Origin of the sequence: Pseudoalteromonas sp. SCQQ13 (genome assembly GCF_015864415.1) — a bacterium.
GTDB classification, from domain to species: Bacteria; Pseudomonadota; Gammaproteobacteria; order Enterobacterales; family Alteromonadaceae; genus Pseudoalteromonas; species Pseudoalteromonas nigrifaciens.
In genome coordinates this window covers 1-19,041 of record NZ_JADYXG010000003.1, presented here as the reverse complement: position 1 = coordinate 19,041, position 19,041 = coordinate 1, and the positions used below count along the sequence as shown (strand labels likewise).

Below are 19,041 nucleotides of genomic sequence, written 5' to 3'. Positions count from 1 at the left end.
CTCAAGGTAGCTGCGTAATTATTTTAGGGAAGAAACAATGCTGCTCTGCTGCATTGTTAAAATCAGACTACTGATTTTTGCAAAAGTTCAGCGAGATAAACCAAATGAAAAAAAATGTAGTTGTTTTATCATTAGCGTTTAGTTTAGCCGGTTGTGCCACCGCTCCACCAAAGCAGCCTGATGATATTTGTAAAATTTTTGAAGAAAAAAGAAGTTGGTACTTTGGTGCCAAAGATGCTCAAGAAAAATGGGGCGCTCCCAAGCACGTACTTATGAGCATGATGTACCAAGAAAGCTCGTTTAAACATGACGCAGCTCCACCAATGCAGTATTTCTTATGGATTATTCCTACCGGTAGAGCAAGCTCTGCTTATGGCTACTCACAAGCAAAAACGATGACCTGGTCTGATTATATTCGTGAAAGTAAGAATAGTGGCGCCGATAGAGACGACTTTGATGATGCTATCGACTTTATGGGCTGGTTTGCTTATAAAACCCATAAAATAAACGGCGTATCTAAATGGGATGCCTACGGTCAGTATCTTAATTATCACGAAGGGTGGGGCGGTTACAAACGCGGTACTTACAAAAAGAAAAAATGGTTAATGGGTGTGGCTAATAAAGTAAAACACCGTGCGAGCCGTTATGGTGCGCAGTTAAAGCGTTGTGAAGCAGATTTAAATAAAGGGTGGTTAGAGCGTTTGTTTTTTGGCTAATAACATCTGTTGTATTTATTTAGCCTACAAAAAAGGAGCCAATTGGCTCCTTTTTTAGTTTATTTTTTACGTTTTTTCGGCTGTATTTTAACCAGCTTTATCATGTTTTCTTTTACTTCAAGTACTTCAATAGGGTAGCCGGCAATACGCAAACTTAAATTGGCATCAGGAATGTTTTCTAAATACTCAACTATTAAGCCGCTGAGTGTTTTAGGCCCGTCGAGTGGAAACTCCCAGCCCATTTCTTTATTTAAGTCGCGCACGTTAGCACCGCCATCTACAATGCACGAGCCATCGGTTTGTGTGGTTACTTCTTCGCTTGGCGTACGAGTTTGGGTGGTGGTAAAATCGCCTACCACTTCCTCAAGTATATCCTCTAGGGTAACTAAACCTTGAATGTCGCCATACTCATCTACCACCAAGCCAATACGCTCTTTAGATTGCTGAAACTTTAATAGCTGCGTATTTAGTGATGTGCCTTCAGGTATGAAATAAATTTCACGTACAGCGCGTAGCAACGATGGTTTATCAAATTGCTCTTTTGTAAGTAACCTAAGCGCATCACGCGAATGAATAAACCCCACCGCGTCATCTATGTTATCTCTATATAACAATACACGCGTATGTTGTGCATGAGTCAGTTGGCGGCTAATAAGTTTCCATTCATCGTTAATATCTATGGCCACAATTTCGTTACGTGGGATCATAATATCTTCAACGGTTACTTGTTCTAAATCTAAAATTGAGGTCAACATGCTTTGGTGACGCGCAGGAATAAGTGCACCAGACTCATTAAGTACTGATTTTAGCTCTTCTTTACTCATGCTGTGCTCATCTATTTGTGCCGCACTAATACCAAATAACCGCAATATGCCGTTGGTTAGCCAGTTAATAACAACGACAAATGGGAAAAGGATTTTTAGTAATCCTTTAAGCACAACAGAACTTGGGAAGGCAACTTTTTCAGGGTAGAGAGCAGCAAGTGTTTTTGGGGTTATTTCTGCAAAAATAAGCACTACTAAGGTTAACGCACCTGTTGCCACAGCAATACCTAAATCACCGTATAAACGAATACCAATAATAGTAGCAACTTGTGCAGCGGCAATATTAACTAAATTATTGCCGATTAAAATTAAACCAATGAGCCTATCCGGACGACTAAGTAATTTACTGACACGTTTAGCAGCGCGATGATTCTCTTTGGTGAGATGTCGCAGGCGTATACGATTGATTGACATAATTCCGGTTTCTGAGCCAGAAAAATAAGCAGAAAAAAGTACCAAAAAACCTAAAATGATAAACAAGGTACTGGTCGATATGGCGTCCAACGATGGATCCTTTTATTATAAACTAGCGTGTATTAGGCTAGAGTGAGTTAGTAGAGTCAAGTTAAAATTTATTTAGAATAACTTCTTGTATAAAACGACTGCCAAAATAAGCCAGTGTAAGAATAAAAGCAGCAACCATAATAGCAATAACCACAGGTTTACCACGCCAGCCTTTTTTCATATGGCCAAGCGCAATCACAGCAAAAATACACCATGCAACAAGCGATAATATCGTTTTATGGATAAATTGAGTAGCGAACATACCATCGAGAAATACAAATCCCGACAATAGTGCCAAAGTGAGTAATATAGTACCTAAGTTAACCAATTGATACAGTTGGCGTTCAACCACCATTAGTGGTGGTAAATGGCTGTGTACAATAGCTAAATCTTTACGCTTTAAGCGCTTATCAATAAAGTAAAATTGTACGCCATATAAAGTAGCAATAATTAAAATACAGTAAGCGAGTAATGATAACGAAATATGGGTTACTAAGCCCACATCAACATCAATACTTTGCAGTAAAATATGGTGTGGTATAAACAAGCTTGCCATAGTTAGTAGTGCAGCAAAGCCGTACACGACCGGCAATAATAAGGTCGCCGGAAACTTTAACGATACCGTAGTGACAGAAATCACAATAACCCAGCAGGTTAAAAGCGCCACATTGACAATACTTAAATCTTGTCCGTCTGCTCTAAAAACCGAATTTACTAACAACAGCATGTGCGCCAAAATAGCCACAGTACTCAATATAATAGTTAGCTTTTGGCTAGGGCCTTGTTGATGAAACAACCGTGAGAGCACGTAAGACGTTGCTAACACATAAAATAAACTGGCAATAATAGTTAAGCTAATAATCAGCATTGTGCTTGGGCCACTTAATTTGAGTCAAATAATTAATGATTGTTATATAGCCATTGTATTTTATAGCAAAGCAAATGCATAGACCTTAAAAAAAGAAACTCAACAAGCTGCACTTGAACACTGTATTGTAAGACACCATTTACGGTATACTGCTTTTAATTGAAATTTAATAATATTAATTCTATTAATACAGCGCACAGAGTTAAAGGCGCTTTAATTGGGTTGGTATAAACGTCTTATCGGAACCGTAATATGTTTGAGAATCTCCAAGAACGATTAGGTAAAACCTTAAAAAACATTAGTGGCCGTGGCCGCCTAACAGAAGAGAATATTAAAGACACTCTTCGTGAAGTGCGCATGGCATTTTTAGAAGCCGATGTGGCGTTGCCCGTTGTTCGCGATTTTGTAAAACAAGTTAAAGAGCGTGCGGTAGGTGTTGAAGTTACAAAAAGCTTAAGCCCAGGCCAAGTATTTGTAAAAATAGTACGTGAAGAACTCGAAAAAGCCATGGGTGAAGCCAACGAAGAGCTAAGCCTAAATGCACAACCCCCTGCTGTTGTTATGATGGCGGGTTTGCAAGGTGCTGGTAAAACCACCAGTGTTGCTAAACTGGCTAAGTTTTTAAAAGAGCGCAAGAAAAAATCAGTACTTGTAGTAAGTGCCGATGTATACCGTCCTGCAGCAATTAAGCAACTAGAAACGCTCGCTGCTGAAGTTGGTGTTGATTTTTTCCCAAGTGATATTTCGCAAAAGCCGGTTGATATAGCAACCGCAGCTATTTCTCATGCGAAAAAGAAATTTATTGATGTGGTATTAGTCGATACTGCAGGTCGACTGCATGTTGATAGCGACATGATGGATGAGATTAAAAATCTTCACAAAGCAATTAACCCAATCGAAACCTTGTTTGTTGTAGATGCAATGACAGGTCAAGATGCGGCAAATACAGCTAAAGCATTTGACGAAGCCCTGCCACTTACCGGTGTTATATTAACAAAAACCGATGGTGATGCGCGTGGTGGTGCTGCTTTATCTATTCGTCACATCACTGGCAAGCCAATTAAATTTATGGGTGTGGGTGAGCGCATTGATGCACTTGAGCCTTTCCACCCTGACCGCATAGCGTCACGTATTCTAGGCATGGGTGATGTACTTTCATTGATCGAAGAAGTCGAAATGAAAGTAGATAAAGAGCAAGCTGCCAGAGTCGCTGAAAAAGTATTTAAAGGCGCTGGTTTTACCCTTGATGACTTTGCGGATCAACTTAAGCAAATGAAAAACATGGGCGGCATGATGTCGATGCTAGATAAATTGCCAGGTATGTCTAACTTACCCGATGCTGTTAAAGGCCAAATGGGCGATAAAACCTTCATTCAAATGGAAGCCATTATTAGCTCAATGACAAAAAAAGAGCGCGCCCGCCCAGAAATCATTAAAGGGTCACGTAAAAAACGCATTGCAGCAGGTTCTGGTACGCAAGTACAAGAAATTAATAAACTGCTAAAACAGTTTACCCAAATGCAAAAAATGATGAAAAAAATGAAAGGCAAAGGCGGCATGACCAAAATGATGCGCGGCATGAAAGGTATGTTACCGCCGGGAATGATGGGTGGCGGTGGCCCTAAATTTTAAAGTTGAGTTTAGCGTTAGCTTAAACGTAACGATGTAAAATATATAAAAAGGAGCAAATAGCTCCTTTTTTGTTGAATAAATTATGCGTGCTAAACGTTATTAACGCTAATTTAAAGTTGGGATCACGCTTTAACCTACTAATCTGGCTTTTAGCATCACTTCTTACTTGCATTGTTGCTAAAAACTCGTACAATTCCCCAGCTCCCCATTCTGGGGAGTAAATCTTATTAATGAAAACAGTCAATCTTTATAGAGGACGGTATGGTAACTATTCGTTTGCAACGTGGTGGCGCTAAAAAACGCCCTTTCTATCAAATTGTGGTTGCGGATAGCCGTTTCTCGCGTGACGGTCGCTTCATCGAGAAAGTAGGCTTTTTTAACCCAATTGCTGCAGGTCAAGAAGAAAAAATTCGTTTAGATTTACCACGTGTTGAACACTGGGTAGGTCAGGGCGCGTCTCTTTCAGATCGCGTAGCTAAGTTAGTAAAAGACGCTCGTAAAGCGGCTTAATAGGCGTAAGTGTAACCATGAGTCAAGAGAACACCTCATCAATAATTGTCGTAGGAAAGCTCGGTGCCCCGTATGGTATAAAGGGCTGGCTTAAGGTACATTCATTTACTGATGATCCCGCAGGGATCTTCGATTTCAGCCCGTGGTTGATAGGGCAGCAAGGTAAATGGCAGACCTTAGAAGTGGTCGACTGGCGTCGCCACAACAAAGGCTTTATCGCTAAATTTGCGCAAGTAAACGATCGAGACGAAGCAGTGGCTTATACCCACGCAGAAATCTCAATGGATTCAGCGCAATTACCAGAACTCCCGCAAGGTGAGTTCTATTGGCGAGATCTCATTGGCATGTCGGTTGTAACTGATAAAGGTTACGATTTAGGCATTGTTGATGACCTAATGGAGACAGGGTCAAATGACGTACTGGTTGTTAAAGCAAACAGTAAAGACGCATTTGGTCAAGCAGAGCGTTTAATTCCGTTTTTAACTGATACAGTTATTATCGAAGTTAAACACGACGCAAGAGAAATTACCGTAGACTGGGATCCAGGGTTTTAATGACGCAAACGAGTTCATTATGGGTAGGGGTGATAAGCCTTTTTCCTGACATGTTTGACGCTATTACAGACCAGGGTGTTACCGGTCGCGCAGTAAAAAGTGGCTTAATTGATTTTAACTGCTGGAATCCGCGAGACTACGCTTTAGATAAGCATAGAACCGTGGACGATCGTCCTTACGGGGGCGGACCAGGTATGTTAATGATGGTTGAGCCATTAAAAAAAGCGATTGCCGAGGCTAAAAAAGCTGCAGGTGATGGTGCTAAAGTAATTTATATGTCCCCACAAGGGCGCAAACTAGATCAGCAAGGAGCTAGCGAACTCGCAAGCTCTAAAAAACTGATTTTGATTGCCGGTCGCTATGAAGGTATAGATGAGAGAATAATAGAGTCATACGTTGACGAAGAATGGTCAATTGGTGATTTTATTTTGAGTGGTGGTGAATTACCAGCCATGACATTAATTGACGCAGTAGCGCGATTAGTGCCTGGCGTATTAGGTCATAACCAATCAGCAGAACAAGACTCATTTTCGGATGGCTTGTTAGATTGTCCTCACTATACACGGCCAGAAACATTGGACGACAAACAGGTGCCTGCTGTATTGCTCAGCGGAAACCACCAAGAGATAGCAAAATGGCGGCTTATGCAGTCATTAGGCAGAACTTGGCTACGCCGTCCTGACTTGTTGCATAACCTAGCTCTGACTGAGGAGCAAGCGGTATTACTCGCGAAATTTCAGCAAGAGTACCAAAAAGCTTGTGGCTAGAAGACAGTTACACCTAGGAAAGTGAGAAACATAATGGCAAAAGTAAACCAAAATATTATTAAAGCGCTTGAAGATGAGCAGCTTAAAACAGACGTACCTGCATTCGGCGCTGGTGATACAGTAGTTGTACAGGTAAAAGTAAAAGAAGGTGCTAAAGAGCGTCTACAGGCCTTTGAAGGTGTTGTAATCGCTAAGCGTAATCGTGGTCTTCACTCAGCATTCACAGTTCGTAAAATTTCGAACGGTGAAGGCGTTGAGCGTGTATTCCAAACGCACAGCCCTCTTATTGATAGCGTAACAGTTAAGCGTCGCGGTGCAGTTCGTCGTGCTAAGCTTTACTATCTACGTGAGCGTTCTGGTAAATCTGCACGTATTAGAGAAAAACTTAACTAATACGCGCTGTTTATCAACGCAAAAAAACGGGTTGCATCCTTCGGGTTGCAACCCGTTTTGGTTTCTATAACATAAAATTTCAGGCTAAATACTAAAGCTTAAACCACAGCTGTCGGACTAGGAGTCTCACTGTCGTAATATTCACCAGTATAGTTAGGCTTCCTTTATTGCTAAACACAAAGTGCACCTCGATAAATTTTTATCAATATGTGTTTTAAACACCTTTTCAACTTACCCGCAGAATACGTAATAACCCAATTAACGCCAGTATGAGCATAACTTTGCTCAAGCAAAACTTAAGCTAAATATACCTAAGCCAAATAAAGCACAGAAAATAAAAATTTGGCAGATGAATTATAGTATTTAACCTTGAACTCTGGTTAAGAGATTTACTAACGTATTGAATCATAGTTATATTTAATTTTATTTTCTCTAGCCAGAGGTTTTCAGTGAAAACAAGGCGAATTTACGCGTCAATAGCTGGCCTCTTGCAAGAAAATTCAACGCAGTTAGCGCTGAAAATAGCTGCTTGAGATAAGTTTATTATCCGGAGCTCAGGTTATTTAAGGAAGTAGGGTGATGAAAATAGCTCAAAAAGTGGAGCCATGTGTAACTAGGTATAACTTGAAGGGGTATTGGATGGGCAGTAAGGATTGCGGTAAGGGCGCTTTATACGACCTTACCGCGACTAAGTTATTAGGCTAGTTGAACCTATGCACAATACAAATTACTTAACGTTATGAACATGTACATCGCGTTGTGGGAAAGGAATAGAAATACCTTCTTTATCAAACGCTTTTTTCACTTTTTCTTGCATATCCCAGTAGTAAGGCCATAAGTCACCTGTTGCAACCCAAGCGCGAAACATTAAATTAACTGAGTTATCGCCAAGGCTGGCAACACAAATACGTGGTGCCGGATCTGTTAAAGAGCGCTCGTCTTCTTCAAACAGGCGTTTTAAGATAGCTTTTGCCGTATCTATGTCGTCGTTATACGAAATTCCAAAGGTCATATCACAGCGGCGTTTGTCATAAATACTTACGTTCACTAGTGTCGCATTCGATAGGCTACCGTTTGGAATAACAATGCGGCGGTTATCGAAGGTATCTACTACCGTGTATAAAATTTGAATTTCGACGACTGCGCCCATAAAGCCCTGTGCTTCGATAGTATCGCCAACCTTGAACGGTTTAAAAATTAGCAACAGCACACCGCCAGCAAAATTAGCTAGACTGCCTTGCAGTGCAAGACCTATTGCCAGGCCTGCAGCACCAATCACCGCGATGAATGAGGTGGTTTCGATACCTACCATAGAGGCCACCGAAATAAGCAGCATAATTTTCACTACAGCGCTAATTAAGCCACATAAAAACTTGTTTAGTGTTGGATCTTTTTTGCCTAGTCGGTTATCTAAAACCTTAACAAAGCGGTTGATCAGCCATAGGCCAACCAGTAAAGTAATAATAGCGAGCACAAATTTTGGTGCGTAAGTCATAACGAGTGATATGGCTTGGTCTATTAATTGTGAAGCGTCTACATCTGTTCCTAAAACTTCTTCCATTTTATGGATCCTGTTTATTTTAATTACTATATGAATAATATAAGAATAAACGTGATAACTCTACTATGCAACAAATGCAGGCTTTTTAGCTTGCTAATTTACTTTTATTGACTGCGGCTTTTAGGGTAAATAATTAATATTTACTTTAAAGGTATTCGTTGCTTCTCAAAGTATTGTTTTTCAATTTAACCTTTTACTTATTTAGTCTTTTATCAGGCTATTGATCCTGTTAGTATTTATCGTATTGATTAGTTTACTTTAATGTAAACTTAAGTTGGCGTTTTTGCTTTTTAAGGTGGTATGCAAGTGGCGGATATAAATGATTTAGCCCAGTTAAGAGTGGGTATTGATGAGTGTGATACACAGTTGGTGGCACTGCTGGCAAGGCGTAATTCGCTTACTCAAAAAATTGGCGCAATAAAGCAGCAAACTGGTGCGCCACTTCATGCACCCGATCGTGAAGCTGATTTATTAGCTGCAAGGCGCCAAGAAGCAATTAATCAGGGAGTAAGCCCAGAGTTAGTTGAAGATATTCTTAGGCGTATGATGCGCGAAGCGTATCAGAATCAGCAAGCCAAACTTGCATGTGCTGCACCGCATTTATCACCCATTGTTATTGTGGGTGGGCAAGGTGCTATGGGGCAATTATTTGCTAAGCAATTTCAGCGCTCTGGTTACGAAGTGAAAACCCTTGATAAGCAAGATCAAGTAAACGCTGCAGCAATTTTAAAAGGCGCTAAATTAGTACTATTAAGCGTACCTATTAATGCGTTAGAAACTGTAGTTGCTGAACTACCTAAGTTAGATGAAGGCTGTTTATTGGTAGATATAACATCGGTTAAGCAAGCGCCAATTAAAGCACTAAAAGCAGCGCATAGCGGCCCAGTTGTAGGGCTGCATCCTATGTTTGGCCCAGATATTTCGCACTGGGTTAAGCAAACAGTGGTGGTGTGTGAAGGGCGTGACCACGATGTTGCACAGGGCTTGTTAGCACAGTTGCAAGTGTGGGGTTGCCAGCTAGTTGAACTTGATGCGAAAAAACATGACGAAGCAATGCAAATAATTCAGGTAATGCGCCATTTAACCACCTTTGTATATGGGCAGTTTTTAGCAAAACAAAGCCATACATTAGCGGAGTTACGTAGCTGTTCATCACCTATCTATCAATTAGAGTTAATGATGGTTGGGCGCTTATTTGCGCAATCGCCAGAGTTATATTCAGATATTATGTTAGCGCAATTTGATAACGTAGAGAGCTTACTGGCGCAGTATCAACAGACTTTTGCAGACACACTTAAAAAGTTAAAAGCAGGAGATAAGCCCGCGCTTATTGATGCCTTTGCTGATGCAAAAGCTTATTTTTCAGATTCGACAGCGCACTTTTTAACCCAAAGTCGCAGCCTGTTAAATAAAGCGAATGACGCAAAAGTGCTAGATTAAAACAGAAAAACAAAAAAGGGCTTAATTAAGCCCTTTTTACATTATAAGCTGCGCGTTATTGCGTATTTACACTCACAGCTTGGAGCGTTTCGCTTTGATAGCAGCCTAAAATACGTACATACTGAGTGTATTCTTTTAGCTCCTCTAATGCATTTTTTACTTGGCTGTCGGCAAGGTTCGCTTCTAAGTCGACGTAAAATACTTCTTCCCATGGGTTACCCGGCATAGGGCGAGACTCTAACTTAACCAAATTAATTTTATGTTGTTTAAAAATCATTAATGCATCGGCAAGTGAACCAGCCTGCTGTTTAGTGGCCATAATTAAACTGGTTTTAGTGGGTATTTGCTTTGATACCTGTAATGGCTTACGCGCTACAACAATAAAGCGGCTGTGGTTTTCGCTTTGGTTTGCTAAGTTAGATTTAATCACTTCTAGGCCTACATTTTTACCTGCTTGGGCAGAGCCAATAGCGGCACTATTTGGCGTATTTAGTGCTGATTGCAGGGCACTTGAAGTTGAGTCGCAGGTTTCGTGTTGCAGCTCACCAAGGCCTTGTAAAAAGCGGCTACATTGAGCAAACGGTTGCGGGTGAGCAAATATTTTTGTAAGTTGGCTAAGCTCAGTATCTGGGTTGGCAAGTAAACAATGTTCAACACTGTGCGTTACTTCACCAACAATAGACACTTGTGCATGTTGTAGTAAATCAAATACTTCGTTGATACTGCCTGAACTGGTGTTTTCAATAGGCAGCAAACCAAAATCGGCTTGGCCGTTTTCTACTTTACCGGTAATTTCGTCAAACGAGCTACAGCCTATTTCAACTAACTTACCTGGGCGACGGCTAAAGTATTTATGACAGGCCAACTGGCTGTATGAGCCTTGCCCACCTAAATACGTAACACGATGGGTTTCGCTTAACGCATCTGGGTTAAGGTTTTTTTGCAGCATAGCTTGTTGATGCAATACAGAGTCTTCTAAAATAGTTTGAAAAACATTATTTACGTAATAGGCGTCTAACCCTAACGATTTCCCATAACCTATCAGCTTTTCTAGAAGTGCTAATTCACGGGCTTCATCACGAATCGGTTTATTGTTCGCTATTTTATATTCCACCACACCATGGCTAATACGACGTCGTTTGGCTAGTAAAACCAGTAAATCAGAATCTATCTCATTTATATCGTGTCGAAGTGTATTTAGTACATCATTGCTCATTTGGCTTTCCTCATTCCAAAAGTATGCTGTTCATACAGCAAAAACAAAAAAGCCTCCCGGTTGGGAGGCTTTGCTATTCGATTGATTTTATCTCACAAACAGTTCAGCCTCTTCTATATAAAGAAGCTAAAAAACGAAAAAAAAGTAACTGCGTAAGTAATGTTCATGATGATAATGTATGGAGAGTTACTGTTAATGTCAACAGCGCTTTTGTTAAATAACTTAAGCTCTGAAAAATAAATCTATCACTAGTGGCTATTTTCAAGGTTAACTGTGTTGGATTTACTTGTAATAGGCCGTGATTGTTGCATAAATTTGTCTTGTTCCCTTTGTTTTTTTTATATAGTTTACAAATAATTTATAAATATGATCTTGGATCTGGTATATTTCAATTACTGGTTCAAATAATAATAATTATTAATAATAAAAAGGTTAGCCTGTGGTGTATCGACGCCCCCCATCTCGTTTCGGGATAAACTCACTTAGCGTCAAGTTGTCATTGTTGATTTCTGCAATATGTTTAATTGCTGGAGTGTGTGCGGCCGCGTTAATGCTCAAATCTGAAGAAAAACAACTGGTTTTTGAAGAGCATGAAGTATTAAAAGAATCTAACGAATTACTTATAAAACAATTCAAAAACTTACTAAACACTAAAATTAAAGTTGCTCAGCAAGCAAATATAGTTGTGGGTGAGCAGCTATTTAGTGATCGGTCATCGTTAATAAGTAATAAAGTAAATACACTGCAATTAAATAATGACGGTACGATACGCAGTGCCTCTACTGATGGGCTTTCGGCTGCATTTATCCCACAAACTAGCTATACACCTTTTTATAAACAATTAATATCAGACTCTGAAACGCTCTGGAAAATTATATCGCCACCACTAACTCAAGATTTTTTTAATTTTTACCTTATTACTAAAGATAACTTTATTCGCATAGCGCCGCCTAACGAGGCTTTAAATGCGCCAGCTAATTATACATTTACACAAAGTACGCGCTTTAATTACGTTAAGGCGCTTACTAATCCTCAACATAGGCCTGTTTGGTCTAAAGTTTATTACGATACTATATGGCATAAATGGGCTATTAGCTTAACGGTTCCTATTTATAAAGAGGGTGAGTTTTTAGGTGTTACTGGCAGTGACATCGCGCTAAAAACATTAATATCGCAATTGCCAATTGGCGGAAAAGAAAAACAGTTAGTGGTATTTGACAGCCAAGGGCAGTTATTAGCGCACCCCAATTTAACCCAATCAAGTTATGCACAATATGGTAAAGCAGGTAAAAAACTACTCCCTGAGGACTTTATTGATCCCACATTACAAGTAATTGTAGATGATGCGATTAAAATGCAACGGTCTGAATATGCCGACTCATTCAAATTAAATAATGAAGCGCATATTATTAATATTCATAAAATAGATGGCTTAGATTGGTATGTAGGGGTATATAAAAAACGTTCTTCAACATTCTCAGCATTAGCAGATTTAAAGATGAAGTTTTTTGGGCTATTTATACTCTATGCCATTTTAGTCGCCTTACTCTTACATCAAGCACTTTATCAGCTAGTACTTAGGCGTATACATTCTTTGGTTTATGCCGTTACAAACTTTGGTCAAGGCCAGTTACAAATAGAATTTCCAAAAGAAAACAAAGATGAAATAGGCACTCTCAACGGCTCATTTAAAGACATGACCATTGAAATTAGAAAGCTAATAGATGGGCTTAACCAGCGTATTATTGAAAAAGAAATTGCAGAAAAAGCAGCCAGGCGACTATCCAAAGCCGTGGCGTTTTCTGGTACTGGTGTGGTGATCACCGATAAAAACTTTGTCATTGAATACGTAAACCCTAAAATGCTTGAAATGACCAGCTTTTCAGAGGAACATTTTAATCGAGCGCCTTTATTAAGCATTATTGCAAGCGAAATGGCTATATTAATTGATGATATAGATGTTGATTTACGCAGTCGTAATTGTTGGCGTGGCGACACCTTAATTGAAAGCAATAATAAAGCGCCTATTTGGGTTTCTTTAAGTATTTCACCTATTCGCGAAGATGACGGAACAATTACCAGTTACGTAGCCTCTGCGCAGGATATTTCGTTTGTTAAAGAAAGCCAGCGTAAAATGGAACAGCTTGCTTATTTTGATACTTTAACAGGACTTGCTAATCGAACATTTTTTAGAATGCAGCTGCGTAAATCGATGGCGCTCGCTGAACGCGGGCATTATGCCTTTGCATTGTTTTATTTTGATTTAGATGAATTTAAACGTATTAACGATACCTTAGGCCATAATTCAGGCGATCAATTACTCGTTGAAGTTGCAAATAGATTAAAGCAACGCCTAAGAGCAGAGGATACTATTGCGCGTTTAGGCGGTGATGAGTTTGCTATATTACTCAGTGGCATTGAGCATCAAGAGCATGCAACTCAAGTGGCAAATACGATTCAAAAAACCCTTAATGAGCCTATTCAACTTGGCAGTAACGAAGTTATTATTAGTGCCAGTATAGGCATTACTATGGCCCCATACGACAGCCAAGAAGAAGACCAACTGTTAAAGCATGCCGACTTAGCCATGTATGAAGCAAAAGCAAAAGGGCGTAACACCTTTCATTTTTATAGCCAAGAGCTCAATACTGCTGCAAATGAACGCTTGTTTATTGAAAACGAGCTACGCCAAGCGATAAAAGATAAACAACTCACGGTTTATTATCAGCCGCAGATTGATAGCCGCACTCAGCTTATAGTGGGTTACGAAGCATTGTTACGCTGGTTTCATCCAACAGAAGGGGCGATTGCACCCACTAAATTTATACCTATTGCAGAAGCTACCGGTTTAATTGTTGAACTGGGAGAGTGGGTATTACACCAAGCATGTAATTTTGCAGTTAAGTTAGAGCGCCAAGGTAGAGCGAGTAATATTGCGATTAACTTATCGGCCAGACAGTTTAAAGATGCCAGCTTATTACCTACACTGAAAAAAATAATAGCCAGTACACAGGTGTCGGCTAAAAGCCTACATTTAGAATTAACCGAAAGTATGCTGATGGGCAATGTAGAAGCTGCTATAGCACAACTACATGAATTAAAGGGACTCGGGGTTTCTATTTCTATAGATGACTTTGGTACTGGTTACTCTTCATTAAGTTACTTGAAACGTTTTCCGGTGGATATTCTTAAAATTGATCGCTCATTTATAAAAGATATTCCAGATGATAATAATGATATGGCAATAACAGCGGCAATTATAGCCATGGCGCAAAAGCTAAAACTCGATGTGGTTGCCGAAGGGGTAGAAACCGTTGAGCAAGTAGAGTTTTTGAAAAATAACAATTGCTTTATAGTGCAAGGGTATTACTTTAGCCCGCCAATTGCAGAGCGCGATTTACCCATGCTTTTTGAACGATTGGAGCAAATGGCGAAGGACGAAAAATAAAATTAAATTGCGGGTTTAACCACCCGCAATTTTTACTTTAAAGGTTAAGCTTTCTAAAATAGCTTTTAGTTTATCGCGATCATCACCTTGTACTTCAATAAGACCGTCTTTTACTGCGCCGCCTTGGCCCATTTTACTTTTAAGTGTTTTAGCTAATTTTTTTAAATCATGCTCTTTAGGATCGACTCCAACTACCAGCATAACGCCTTTGCCTTTGCGTCCTTTTGTTTGGCGCTCAATACGCACAAACCCGTCTTTAAATAGTTTACCTGCAACTTCTTTCTCTGGTTTTGGTTGCTCTATTCGCCCCGTTTGTGTTGAATATACTAAGTGACTATCGCTCATCATTACCCTATACAAAAATTGAATCAAACAATGGCGTAAATAATAGCAAATTTGTGTATTGATGTTTTTATTTTTGCTAATTAGTTTTAAACAGTTATATTTGATTCAAAGAATATTAATAGGACATAATATGAGTTTAACTAAAAGTATATCGGCCGATGCAGCTACGTTAACAATACATATAAAGGGTAAGTTTGACTTTAATTTAGTGCAATCTTTTCGCCAAGCGTATGCGCAAATAGACAAAAGCATTACTAAAGTAATTATCGACCTAAGGGAAACCGATTACATGGACAGCTCAGCATTAGGTATGCTGCTAAATATGCAAAAAAGCATAGATACACAGGTCAATAAATTTGAGATCAGCAACTGCCAACCACAATTAAAAAAAATATTACAAATATCTCGGTTTGATAAGAAGTTTGATATTAACTAATGATGCATATTTTAGTTGTTGATGATCAAGCCCTTAACCGAATATTACTGCAAAGGCTATTAACACAAGAAGGCTATACAGTTTCTTTGGCGTATAATGGTGTTGCCGCTCTAAAGATACTCGCGCAAACCCCAATTGATATTGTGCTACTTGATGTAGTAATGCCTATTATGGATGGCTTTGAAACGGCAAAAATAATAAAACAACGCTTTAACGATATTCATTTACCTATTATTTTTATTACGGCACTGGATGATCACGCCAGCTTTGAGCGTTGTTTAGCGGTTGGCGGTGATGACTTTATTCAAAAGCCGTTCGAAAAAGTAATTTTACACGCCAAAATTAAAGCCCACTGCAGGACCCGTGAATTAAGTAAAAAGGCTAACCAGCAAAAAATATTACTTGAGGAGCATCAAAATCAGCGTGAGCGAGAGTATGAAATTATTGAGCATATTTTTAATAACTCCCTCGAAAATCAAGATCAATTTAAAACCCACCTCGATTTTAATTTATCGCCTGCCACCATGTTTAACGGCGATATGTTTTTAGTCGCGCAAAGTCCTATAGGTAATTTATATTGCATGTTGGGTGATTTTACCGGTCATGGTTTAGCGGCGGCAATAGGCGCTTTACCAGCATCGCGTGTGTTTTACACTATGGTTAAAAAAGGTATGGCGTTACACGACATTGCCCGCGAATTAAACTTATTATTATACAATTTACTGCCCGGACATATGTTTTGCGCTGCAACTATTATAGAGCTAAGTGTATCTGGTAAAAGTATATCGGCATGGCTAGGCGGGCTTCCCGATACTTACTTAATAGATAAGCAAGGTAACCTTAAAAAAACGCTAGAATCGCAACATATGGCATTGGGTATATTAAACAATCAAGAGTTTGAACATGAGGTTATTCACTTTGAAGTAAATGAGCAAACACGGCTTGTACTTGCAACCGATGGCATAATTGAAACACCGAATAAACAAGGTGTTTTTTTTAGTGAACAACGCTTTATCGAAACCTTAAAAATGAACCCGATGATCAGCAGCGAAAACATCGTTAATAGCGTAAGTCAGTTTGCTGATGGTACTAAACAACAAGACGATATAAGCATAGTGTTACTCAATTGTTTACCACTAAGTGTAAAGCCGGAACCCAGAGAGGCATTTTCTAAATTAGCGTTTAATATGTCATTGAGTTTAGATTCGAAGCAAATAAAAAACACCGATCCGGTTTATGATTTAGTAAATATGCTCAGCAGTATTAGTGGCTTAAAAGCACATAGAGCGAATATATTTTTACTCCTATCGGAGGCATACAATAATGCGCTTGATCATGGTGTACTTAAATTAGACTCACAATTAAAAACTCAAGATGATGGCTTTTTTAAATATTATGAATTGCGCGCAAAAAAACTTGCAGAACTTAGTAATGCAAAACTCTCTATAGAGGTAAGTTACTGCCCTGATAGCTTGAACTTATACTTTATTATTTGCGACAGCGGCTGCGGGTACACTCACCAGCAAGATACCCTATTTAATGACGCAGCTGAGTTTGGTCGCGGGCTGTCACTGCTTGACGAAATAGCACAGAGAGTGACTTATAACAGCAGTGGGAACCAAGTTGAAATGTGTTATAAGTTGAGCTAGCACTGTAAAAAAATCCATGCTAATATTTGCACACTATAGAAGTATGGATGGCCAAATGATTAATTCCTATTTACAACAAGCACAACTCAGTGCAGACACCCGTTTAATTTCAGCAGAGCTAACAGCGCTTGAGCAAGCACTTGTAAGCACTAGCTTGCCTGAAGTTCGCTGGCATTATCAAATTCCACAGTTAGGTGAGGGCGGAGCATGTAGTTTATTTGGTTATCTGCAAGATGAACCGTTTAAGTTAACTGCTTACGTAACTAACAATGAGCAAACGCACACTAAGCTTGCTAACTTACAGGCTATTGTAAACTACATACAGCAGCAAACTGGGGTTGATTGGTATGGTATTTATCAAACTCACGATACTGCACAGGGTAAACAGCTTTTAAAGTTAGCTTATCATGGCGCGCCAAGTAGGCCGCTTTTTCCGCTTACAGCCGATTTTGCCGCGGGCAGTAACAACGTGCAAGTTGCGCTCTCTAAAACGGGCCGTATTATTAATAATGTTGAGCAATACTTAAGCCAAGGAGGGGAGTATTATACTTGCGACCCAAAGGTTAAGTCTGAGGTGTGCTTACCTTTATTTAATAGGAGTGGTGAATGCGTAGGAATTATTGATGCTGAGGCGTTTCATAATGATTTTTTTGATGAAAAAGTACTCGCAGTCCTAATTGCATGCTGTATTAAAATTCCTCAATTTTTAGTTTAAATAACAAAAATAGACTATGTTGAGGTTTTTAATAATGATTTTTTGCATGCACAAGGTATTAACTGTATTAATGGCATGCTGTATTAAAATTCCTCACTTTTTTGTACCAATAACACTAGTCAACCTAGCGTGTTTTTATGATAAGCTTAAGCTCACACCAACCCCCTAAATAATGATAAGAGATAGTCAATGTTCTCAGTATTAAAACCATTACCCACAGATCCTATTCTTGGCCTTATGGCGGCCTATAAGCAAGATACTAACCCTAATAAAATTGATTTAGGTGTGGGTGTCTATAAAGATGAGCTAGGCAATACACCGGTACTTAAAGCGGTAAAAAAAGCAGAAGCGTTTCGTTTAGAAAATGAAACCAGCAAATCTTATATTGGTTTAGCGGGTAATTTAGATTACTGTCAAAAAATGGAAAGCTTACTATTAGGTGAGCACAAAACATTACTAGCTAACCGTGTACGTACGGCGCAAGCGCCAGGTGGTACTGGGGCATTACGTGTTGCTGCTGAATTTATTATGCGTTGTAATCCAAAAGCAACAGTGTGGGTAACTACGCCAACATGGGCTAATCATATTAGCTTATTTGAAGCAGCGGGCTTAACAGTAAAAGAATACCCTTATTACGATTACGAAAATAAAGACTTATTATTTGATGAGATGATCAACACACTTAAGCAAGTGCCTAAAGGCGATGTGGTTTTACTACATGCGTGTTGTCATAACCCAAGTGGTATGGATTTAAACGAAGCACAGTGGAAGGTAGTTGCTGAGCTTGCAAAAGAAGTGGGCTTTACGCCGCTTGTTGATATTGCATACCAAGGTTTTGGCTCTTCACTAGAAGAAGATGCACGTGGTTTACGTATTTTAGCTGACGCAGTTGAAGAGTTAATTATTTGTTCTTCATGTTCTAAAAACTTTGGTCTTTACCGCGAACGTATTGGTGCGTGTTCACTAATTGCAAAAGACAGCGCAACTGCTGATATTTCAAACTCAGTATTACTTAGTGTTGTACGTAGTATTTATTCAATGCCGCCAGCGCATGGTGCTGACATTGTAAATACAATTTTAAGCAGCACTGAGCTTACGCAAATGTGGCATCAAGAGCTTGATGAAATGCGTAGCCGTATAAATGGTTTACGTACACAAATTAAAGAAACACTAGCGACTAAAGACATAGCGCAAGACTTCTCGTTTATTGAGCGTCAGCACGGTATGTTTTCTTTCTTAGGAATTAATAAAGAGCAAATTACTCGCCTACAAAAAGAGTACGGCATTTATATTGTTGGCTCAAGTCGTGTAAACGTAGCGGGCGTGAGTGATGCAAATATTGAATACTTTGCAAATGCAGTTGCCGACGTATGTAAATCATAATAGTTAACCTGAACTCTGGTTAAGAGATTTACTAACATATTGAATCATCGTTATATTTAATTTTATTTTCTCTAGCCAGA

The 19,041-nt window shown here is 39.3% G+C and carries 17 protein-coding genes; 12 read left to right on the top strand and 5 right to left on the bottom strand.

The window, feature by feature from the left end:
- Positions 1 to 104: 104 nt before the first annotated feature.
- A complete protein-coding gene (locus I6F41_RS03390) occupies positions 105 to 716 on the top strand; it encodes a transglycosylase SLT domain-containing protein (RefSeq protein ID WP_182683959.1) in 612 nt (203 codons plus the stop codon).
- A gap of 59 nt (positions 717 to 775) precedes the next feature.
- On the opposite strand, the gene I6F41_RS03385 is transcribed toward I6F41_RS03390, so the two are convergent.
- Both I6F41_RS03385 and I6F41_RS03380 read right to left on the bottom strand, forming a co-directional pair.
- Entirely contained in the window at positions 776 to 2,044 is a 1,269-nt protein-coding gene (locus I6F41_RS03385; protein ID WP_140391177.1) for an HlyC/CorC family transporter, read from the bottom strand.
- Positions 2,045 to 2,105: 61 nt separating this feature from the next.
- A complete protein-coding gene (locus I6F41_RS03380; RefSeq protein ID WP_011327630.1) occupies positions 2,106 to 2,912 on the bottom strand; it encodes a cytochrome C assembly family protein in 807 nt (268 codons plus the stop codon).
- Positions 2,913 to 3,164: 252 nt separating this feature from the next.
- Between I6F41_RS03380 and ffh the strand changes: the two genes are divergently transcribed.
- From ffh to rplS, 5 genes are all read left to right on the top strand, one after another.
- Complete coding sequence (gene ffh, locus I6F41_RS03375; RefSeq protein ID WP_011327632.1) at positions 3,165 to 4,544, top strand: signal recognition particle protein; 1,380 nt, start codon at positions 3,165 to 3,167, stop codon at positions 4,542 to 4,544.
- A gap of 261 nt (positions 4,545 to 4,805) precedes the next feature.
- Positions 4,806 to 5,054: a 30S ribosomal protein S16 gene (gene rpsP, locus I6F41_RS03370; RefSeq protein WP_011327633.1), complete on the top strand. Its 249-nt coding sequence runs from the start codon at positions 4,806 to 4,808 to the stop codon at positions 5,052 to 5,054.
- A gap of 17 nt (positions 5,055 to 5,071) precedes the next feature.
- Positions 5,072 to 5,608 (top strand): ribosome maturation factor RimM, encoded by a 537-nt coding sequence (rimM, locus tag I6F41_RS03365; RefSeq protein WP_011327634.1) that lies wholly within the window; start codon positions 5,072 to 5,074, stop codon positions 5,606 to 5,608.
- Positions 5,608 to 6,375 carry a tRNA (guanosine(37)-N1)-methyltransferase TrmD gene (gene trmD, locus I6F41_RS03360; protein ID WP_011327635.1) on the top strand — a complete coding sequence of 256 codons (768 nt, stop codon included), beginning with the start codon at positions 5,608 to 5,610 and terminating at the stop codon, positions 6,373 to 6,375. Before rimM ends, trmD begins: the two co-directional genes overlap by 1 nt.
- 33 nt (positions 6,376 to 6,408) lie before the next feature.
- Entirely contained in the window at positions 6,409 to 6,768 is a 360-nt protein-coding gene (gene rplS, locus I6F41_RS03355; RefSeq protein ID WP_011327636.1) for a 50S ribosomal protein L19, read from the top strand.
- A gap of 727 nt (positions 6,769 to 7,495) precedes the next feature.
- Here the strand turns inward: rplS and I6F41_RS03350 are convergent.
- Positions 7,496 to 8,329 (bottom strand): mechanosensitive ion channel family protein, encoded by an 834-nt coding sequence (locus I6F41_RS03350; RefSeq protein WP_086995304.1) that lies wholly within the window; start codon positions 8,327 to 8,329, stop codon positions 7,496 to 7,498.
- A gap of 306 nt (positions 8,330 to 8,635) precedes the next feature.
- On the opposite strand from I6F41_RS03350, the gene tyrA reads away from it, so the two are divergent.
- Positions 8,636 to 9,769: a bifunctional chorismate mutase/prephenate dehydrogenase gene (tyrA, locus tag I6F41_RS03345; protein ID WP_041454671.1), complete on the top strand. Its 1,134-nt coding sequence runs from the start codon at positions 8,636 to 8,638 to the stop codon at positions 9,767 to 9,769.
- Between the two features lie 55 nt (positions 9,770 to 9,824).
- Here tyrA and I6F41_RS03340 read toward each other — a convergent pair whose 3' ends face one another.
- Positions 9,825 to 10,985 (bottom strand): chorismate mutase, encoded by a 1,161-nt coding sequence (locus I6F41_RS03340; protein WP_086997942.1) that lies wholly within the window; start codon positions 10,983 to 10,985, stop codon positions 9,825 to 9,827.
- 439 nt (positions 10,986 to 11,424) lie between these two features.
- Here I6F41_RS03340 and I6F41_RS03335 point away from each other — a divergent pair, with 439 nt between their 5' ends.
- Complete coding sequence (locus tag I6F41_RS03335) at positions 11,425 to 14,433, top strand: bifunctional diguanylate cyclase/phosphodiesterase (RefSeq protein WP_197107665.1); 3,009 nt, start codon at positions 11,425 to 11,427, stop codon at positions 14,431 to 14,433.
- Positions 14,434 to 14,448: 15 nt separating this feature from the next.
- On the opposite strand, the gene I6F41_RS03330 is transcribed toward I6F41_RS03335, so the two are convergent.
- Positions 14,449 to 14,778, bottom strand: coding sequence for a translation initiation factor (locus I6F41_RS03330; protein ID WP_011327641.1), 330 nt, complete (start codon positions 14,776 to 14,778; stop codon positions 14,449 to 14,451).
- Between the two features lie 130 nt (positions 14,779 to 14,908).
- On the opposite strand from I6F41_RS03330, the gene I6F41_RS03325 reads away from it, so the two are divergent.
- The 4 genes from I6F41_RS03325 to I6F41_RS03310 all read left to right on the top strand — a co-directional run bounded on the left by I6F41_RS03325 (position 14,909) and on the right by I6F41_RS03310 (position 18,961).
- On the top strand, positions 14,909 to 15,214 hold the full coding sequence (locus I6F41_RS03325) for an STAS domain-containing protein (RefSeq protein WP_011327642.1): 306 nt from the start codon (positions 14,909 to 14,911) through the stop codon (positions 15,212 to 15,214).
- Positions 15,214 to 16,863 (top strand): fused response regulator/phosphatase, encoded by a 1,650-nt coding sequence (locus I6F41_RS03320; RefSeq protein WP_182683957.1) that lies wholly within the window; start codon positions 15,214 to 15,216, stop codon positions 16,861 to 16,863. Before I6F41_RS03325 ends, I6F41_RS03320 begins: the two co-directional genes overlap by 1 nt.
- Positions 16,864 to 16,918: 55 nt before the next feature.
- Complete coding sequence (locus I6F41_RS03315; RefSeq protein ID WP_011327644.1) at positions 16,919 to 17,578, top strand: GAF domain-containing protein; 660 nt, start codon at positions 16,919 to 16,921, stop codon at positions 17,576 to 17,578.
- Positions 17,579 to 17,767: 189 nt separating this feature from the next.
- Positions 17,768 to 18,961, top strand: a complete 1,194-nt coding sequence (locus I6F41_RS03310; protein WP_011327645.1) for an amino acid aminotransferase — start codon at positions 17,768 to 17,770, stop codon at positions 18,959 to 18,961.
- The last annotated feature ends 80 nt before the right edge of the window (positions 18,962 to 19,041 follow it).

Bases quoted from the DNA above. Each gene is read 5' to 3' on its own strand.
- I6F41_RS03380 (WP_011327630.1), bottom strand. From the start codon at position 2,912: ATGCTGATTATTAGCTTAACTATTATTGCCAGTTTATTTTATGTGTTA.
- I6F41_RS03320 (WP_182683957.1), top strand. From the start codon at position 15,214: ATGATGCATATTTTAGTTGTTGATGATCAAGCCCTTAACCGAATATTA.
- trmD (WP_011327635.1), top strand. From the start codon at position 5,608: ATGACGCAAACGAGTTCATTATGGGTAGGGGTGATAAGCCTTTTTCCT.
- I6F41_RS03340 (WP_086997942.1), bottom strand. From the start codon at position 10,985: ATGAGCAATGATGTACTAAATACACTTCGACACGATATAAATGAGATA.
- I6F41_RS03315 (WP_011327644.1), top strand. From the start codon at position 16,919: ATGATTAATTCCTATTTACAACAAGCACAACTCAGTGCAGACACCCGT.
- I6F41_RS03390 (WP_182683959.1), top strand. From the start codon at position 105: ATGAAAAAAAATGTAGTTGTTTTATCATTAGCGTTTAGTTTAGCCGGT.
- rimM (WP_011327634.1), top strand. From the start codon at position 5,072: ATGAGTCAAGAGAACACCTCATCAATAATTGTCGTAGGAAAGCTCGGT.
- ffh (WP_011327632.1), top strand. From the start codon at position 3,165: ATGTTTGAGAATCTCCAAGAACGATTAGGTAAAACCTTAAAAAACATT.
- I6F41_RS03325 (WP_011327642.1), top strand. From the start codon at position 14,909: ATGAGTTTAACTAAAAGTATATCGGCCGATGCAGCTACGTTAACAATA.
- rpsP (WP_011327633.1), top strand. From the start codon at position 4,806: ATGGTAACTATTCGTTTGCAACGTGGTGGCGCTAAAAAACGCCCTTTC.
- I6F41_RS03310 (WP_011327645.1), top strand. From the start codon at position 17,768: ATGTTCTCAGTATTAAAACCATTACCCACAGATCCTATTCTTGGCCTT.
- I6F41_RS03330 (WP_011327641.1), bottom strand. From the start codon at position 14,778: ATGAGCGATAGTCACTTAGTATATTCAACACAAACGGGGCGAATAGAG.
- I6F41_RS03350 (WP_086995304.1), bottom strand. From the start codon at position 8,329: ATGGAAGAAGTTTTAGGAACAGATGTAGACGCTTCACAATTAATAGAC.
- rplS (WP_011327636.1), top strand. From the start codon at position 6,409: ATGGCAAAAGTAAACCAAAATATTATTAAAGCGCTTGAAGATGAGCAG.